Source organism: Psychromonas aquatilis, assembly GCF_038155185.1.
GTDB lineage: Bacteria > Pseudomonadota > Gammaproteobacteria > Enterobacterales > Psychromonadaceae > Psychromonas > Psychromonas aquatilis.
In genome coordinates, this window is record NZ_JBAKAZ010000103.1 from 1 (window position 1) to 4,946 (window position 4,946).

The window sequence follows — 4,946 nt, forward strand, 5'->3', positions numbered from 1 at the left end:
AGTCGATTTGGTAAAGATTACCAAGGTGCAGTGGGCTCTTTAGAAGCATTAGCATTATTCGCAGAGCATACTGGAAAATGCTGGATAGCGAGTAAAAATCAACTGCGACGACAAGTTCATTAATCTTGCTCCACACCCACAAATTAAAAACATAATTAGCATTCGCTAATGGTTTCCATGCGCAAGATTCATAATTTATCTAAAAATTCACATTATTTTCTTTAGTTTAGAAACTTGAGGTGCATTAGTTATTAATTATGACTGCTTTTTCGTTGGTATTTAGACTCATTTGATATTTTTAAATACTTGGATGTCCTTGATTAAGGTGTTGATTGAGGTGTCGATTAAGGAGCTAATGGTTTCCATGCGCAAGATTCATGATTTATCTAAATATACATATTACTTTATTTAGTTTAGAAATTTGAGGTACATTAGTTATTAATTATGACTATTTTTTTGTTTTACTTTAATTTTTGACCATATATGTCCATCATTAATGATTACGGTATTTTGTGAAAAAGTAATTGAAATATATATAAAAAATATTTTTTTAGTCTTAATTAAATTGGTGTTTATCGAAGACTTATGGGATATTTCATCACTTATTTAACAGAGAAAGGATTTCCATGAAAAAAATAGCCACCTCTTTATTACTTGCTTTACCGCTAGTTAGTCCATTATCTTTCGCTGAGTCTGATAATGCTTTTTGCCAGCCAAAAGAATATAAAATGGCATTGCGCTATCAACAACAATCTGCTGAAGTAATGGCGTTGCAACTACAAGCATACCAATTTGCTACATACCGTATTACTCAGATTCTTGCTGAGCATAAATCGGATAAAACACCTGCTGTTGTATTGGACTTAGATGAAACAGTAATAGATAACAGCCCTCTATTAGTTCGAGATGTTAATAATTGTCATGATTTTAGTACGTGGGATACTTGGAGTGATTGGGAGAAAAATGGTCATCCAACCTTGATCCCAGGTGCAAAAGATTTTGTTAACTTTATCGACCAAAAAGGTATCAAGATATTCTATATCTCTGATCGCTTCCAAGAAAATAAAGACGCAACACTAAAAACATTGAATGCGTTAGGGCTTCCACAAGTGAGTAAAGATAACGTATTACTTTATACGAAAATGAAAGAAACGCGTCGTGAGTCGGTTCGTCAGCAGAACTTTGATATTGTAATGTTAATGGGCGATAGCTTAGCTGATTTTGCTGCTGAATTTAAAAACAAAGAGTCTACAGACTATCAACGTGATCTTGTAAAATTAAAGGCTGAACACTTTGGAAAAGATTGGATTGTATTTCCAAATGCATCTTATGGGACATGGTCTAACGCTGAATTAAAAGCATGGAATGAAACAACAGCTAAATAGCGATCTATTACCGGATAATATGAGTGTCCTTAATTAGTTATTAATTCTGACGGTTGTGGCACTTTTATTTAAGTATGTTTTATATGTTAAAACATATAGATATCCTTGATTAACAAAATTTTATCCCTGAGTACCGTGGTAGCAATAATAGGCATAGCGTTACTTAATTATTACGTTAGTTTATTTTTACTCGGTATTGGCTGGAACTGTGTGTATATGGTAGGCACTGCGCAATACACCAAAGCCATTAAACCTGAAGAAAAAGGTAAGGCACAAGGGATCTCAGAAGTGATCATTGCCTTAGCAAGTATTATTGCAGTTATTAGTGGAGGTTTACTTATTCATTGGTTTGATTGGCAACAGATTAATCAATGTGTTTTATTGGTTTTAGTCTGTGTAATCTTAGTTAATTTATGGTTTAAAAAGTAACCTGTGTTCAAACTTACTATAAGGCAATGAGTAAAAGGTTTAAGCCTTATAGTAAGATCTCGTTATTATAAATTATGTATTAACTCAATAAGGTTAACTTAACCGAAAATAGAATTAAGATGATACCTGCAACGTTATCTATTTTCTTTTTATGTTTATTAAAACGTGGCAACAAACTAGGGTGTGATAGCAATAAAGCGACACTACTAAACCAAATCAGATGTGCCATCGCGATAATTAGCCCATAACTTATTTGCATAACCAGTGGTGTATCTAAAGAGACCACTTGCGTGAAAATACTGATAAAAAATATCGGTGCTTTAGGATTTAATATATTACTCATAAACCCTAAAGATAAAGCTGAAAAACGTGATATTTCATCATTTTCAATAGGCTGATTATTCGTTAATAATTCACGTGTTGTTAATAACTGCCAAGCAATATAGACAAGGTACGCAGCGCCTAAATATTTAATCATAGAAAATATCCATACCGAATTCGCAATCACCACGGCCAACCCAGCAATTGAGTAAGTCGCATGTATACAAATTGATATGCAGACGCCAAAGGTTGTGTACAGTCCAGCCCAACGACCATTGCGAATACTGGTTCGAGTAACCATCACAAAATCTGCTCCTGGAATAACAGCCATTAAAGCTGCGATAGCACTGACTGCAATCAGTTCAGCCATAAATGTATTTATTAATGATTCCATCTTTATCTCTCTTACTTTAAAAGGTTACTTTTTATTTTGTAGATATGATAATTTATGAAAAAATTATAACAATGTACTTATTGGTCAAAGGATTTGTTCCAAATGAACACAAATAAAGTAATTCCATTATTAGCTGATATGGCTATTTTTGTTACCGTTGCTGAGCAAGGTAATTTTAGTAAAGCGGCTAAAAAATTAGGTGTCACACCTTCTGCTGTGAGTCGACAAATTAGTCGCTTAGAAGATGCTTTAGGTATAAAACTAATTCAACGCACTACACGGAAGCTCGCGTTAACAGAGTCAGGAGAAGTGACTTTTGCATCTTGCAAGCAGATGTTAGAAGCAGCTGAGCAAGCTATAAGTGCCAGTACCTCTACGACATCAACGGTGAGAGGGTTGTTAAGAATTGCAGCGCCTAAATCACTCGCAAACCAAGTATTGCGGCCTTTATTTGTTGAGTTTTTAAAACAATATCCTGAGATTCAATTGCACCTCAAAGTAACTGACCAAGTGTTAGATCCAATCCATGATTCAATTGATTTTTTAATTCATATTACTGAGCAGCCTCTTGAGGCATTGGTCAATATAAAACTGGGTAGTGTCGTGCAAAGCGTGTGTGCTAGCCCTGAATATTTACAAAACAATGCAACACCTTTGCACCCCGATGATTTAAAAGATCACGCTTGTATCTGCTTAGGTGAAAATGCAATAGATACTCGTTGGAAGTTTATGAAAAATAATCAACAGGCAACTGTAGAGGTAAGCGGCCCTTATTTAGTTAATCACAGTGGCATGCGAAGAGATGCCATCGAACAAGGTTTTGGTATTGGTACATTACCCGATTATATGGTTAATCAATCAGTACAATCAGGCCAGTTGGTCCCCTTATTAGAGGATTGGAAATTACAAGGTAATTACCAAGGTGATATCTGTTTGCAGTTTGTACAAAGCAAATACATGCCCAACAAGAATAGGGTGTTTATTGATTTTATAAAGCAGAAAATGCTTACCACCAATAACAGTTAAGAAACAAGGGCCTTGGTAAGTAAAGCTCTTGGCCCCCATAAGCTTGATGATTTATCTAGTAATTCTGATGATTTTGACAATTGCATTTAGGCTTGTTTCATACTTTTAAATTTATGGCTGTCCTGAGTTACTCTGCTATAAACATGCTTACAACTCAATTTAATCAATCATTTAGTGAAAAGTTAATAATTTGTTTGAATCTAAAATAAATGTGAATTAATGTGATTTTTATTTTAAATAATCAGGCTGGAAATGAGAAATTCCATAGCCTCGTTAGATCAAAAAAATAGCAAGGAGTATCTGCATGGAGTTTCATACATTACTGTTATTTACAATCGCATGCTTATCAATCAACCTGATTCCTGGACCTGATGTGATTTATATTGTTTCTAATACAATGAAAGGGAAAATGGCGAGTGGGATGAAAGCTGCATTAGGGTTAGGTGTTGGCTATTTTGTTCACACCTTAGCTGCATGCTTAGGCCTATCGGCAATTATATTGGGTTCTGCATTGGCTTTTTCTGTTGTAAAGTGGTTAGGTGCGGCTTATCTTCTTTATTTAGGGATTATGTCATTAAAGTCAATGTGGCAAGGGAAATCTAAACTTTCAATTAGTAATAATTCAAAGCAAGAAAGTAACGTTTTTAAGCAAGGTGTAGTTGTTAGTGTTTTAAATCCTAAATTCGCTTTATTTTTCCTTTCTTTTTTGCCTCAATTTATTGATGTAGCAGCGGGGTCAACTAATATTCAGCTTCTTATTTTAGGTTTACTATTCAGTGCATTAGCAACATTATGTAATACCATTTATGCAATAGCAGGTAGTTGGTTGTTTGGCAGTCGCAAAGCAAGTCGTTACACGCGAATTATTGAGGGAGTATCTGGCTTCTTATTAGTTGGGTTGGCGGCTAAAATTGCATTAAGTAAGTAATAATGATCCAACTACACGCCCTGAGGTGGGTAGCTAGTAAAATTTAGCTATTAATTACAAATCTTAAAAGCGGTGAACTCTTTCTTTTTAGCGCCGCTAAATAGGTTGATTCATCCTAGGGAGTGTTAGTTTTCCAACATCTAAATACTATCCTTATCCACTTAAAGGCTAAAGCTCTAATGATACTATTATGTGGTTTGTCTTTAGCTTGTTATTGCTAATAATAAGCCTTTGTACAGAATGAATAACAAACCGCAAATCTGTTATCTCAACAAACAAAGATTTTTGACACCCACAAGCTTCCCCTCAATCTCAAACTTAAATAAAAAACAGCGCTCATCCGTTAAATCATGTTAAATTTATATAAGTAGTTCATTATAAATCGATTTTGTCTCTAACTAAGTTAAATTGTAGTGGTCTAATGATCTCGGACACCATTTAAGGTGGTATTATTATCACTTAT

At 34.4% G+C, this 4,946-nt stretch carries 5 protein-coding genes and 1 pseudogene; 4 read left to right on the forward strand and 2 right to left on the reverse strand.

Annotation, left to right across the window (positions count from 1 at the left end):
* Positions 1 to 626 precede the first annotated feature (626 nt).
* The gene (locus V6256_RS14750) at positions 627 to 1,385 is read left to right on the forward strand and encodes a 5'-nucleotidase, lipoprotein e(P4) family (protein ID WP_341599036.1); all 759 of its coding nucleotides are present in this window, start codon (positions 627 to 629) and stop codon (positions 1,383 to 1,385) included.
* A 105-nt stretch (positions 1,386 to 1,490) separates the two neighbouring features.
* Complete coding sequence (locus tag V6256_RS14755; protein WP_341599037.1) at positions 1,491 to 1,814, forward strand: MFS transporter; 324 nt, start codon at positions 1,491 to 1,493, stop codon at positions 1,812 to 1,814.
* 79 nt (positions 1,815 to 1,893) lie between these two features.
* Here V6256_RS14755 and V6256_RS14760 read toward each other — a convergent pair whose 3' ends face one another.
* The gene (locus V6256_RS14760) at positions 1,894 to 2,529 is read right to left on the reverse strand and encodes a LysE family translocator (protein ID WP_341599038.1); all 636 of its coding nucleotides are present in this window, start codon (positions 2,527 to 2,529) and stop codon (positions 1,894 to 1,896) included.
* Positions 2,530 to 2,631: 102 nt separating this feature from the next.
* On the opposite strand from V6256_RS14760, the gene V6256_RS14765 reads away from it, so the two are divergent.
* Both V6256_RS14765 and V6256_RS14770 read left to right on the forward strand, forming a co-directional pair.
* Positions 2,632 to 3,555 carry a LysR family transcriptional regulator gene (locus V6256_RS14765; RefSeq protein ID WP_341599039.1) on the forward strand — a complete coding sequence of 308 codons (924 nt, stop codon included), beginning with the start codon at positions 2,632 to 2,634 and terminating at the stop codon, positions 3,553 to 3,555.
* Between the two features lie 304 nt (positions 3,556 to 3,859).
* Positions 3,860 to 4,483, forward strand: coding sequence for a LysE family translocator (locus V6256_RS14770; RefSeq protein ID WP_341599040.1), 624 nt, complete (start codon positions 3,860 to 3,862; stop codon positions 4,481 to 4,483).
* Positions 4,484 to 4,598: 115 nt separating this feature from the next.
* Here the strand turns inward: V6256_RS14770 and V6256_RS14775 are convergent.
* Positions 4,599 to 4,670, reverse strand: a pseudogene (locus tag V6256_RS14775) (Mobile element protein); the annotation flags it as partial.
* Between the last annotated feature and the right edge of the window lie 276 nt (positions 4,671 to 4,946).

Excerpts from the sequence above, each read along its gene's own strand:
- V6256_RS14750 (WP_341599036.1), top strand. The coding sequence starts at position 627 with ATGAAAAAAATAGCCACCTCTTTATTACTTGCTTTACCGCTAGTTAGT.
- V6256_RS14760 (WP_341599038.1), bottom strand. The coding sequence starts at position 2,529 with ATGGAATCATTAATAAATACATTTATGGCTGAACTGATTGCAGTCAGT.
- V6256_RS14765 (WP_341599039.1), top strand. The coding sequence starts at position 2,632 with ATGAACACAAATAAAGTAATTCCATTATTAGCTGATATGGCTATTTTT.
- V6256_RS14770 (WP_341599040.1), top strand. The coding sequence starts at position 3,860 with ATGGAGTTTCATACATTACTGTTATTTACAATCGCATGCTTATCAATC.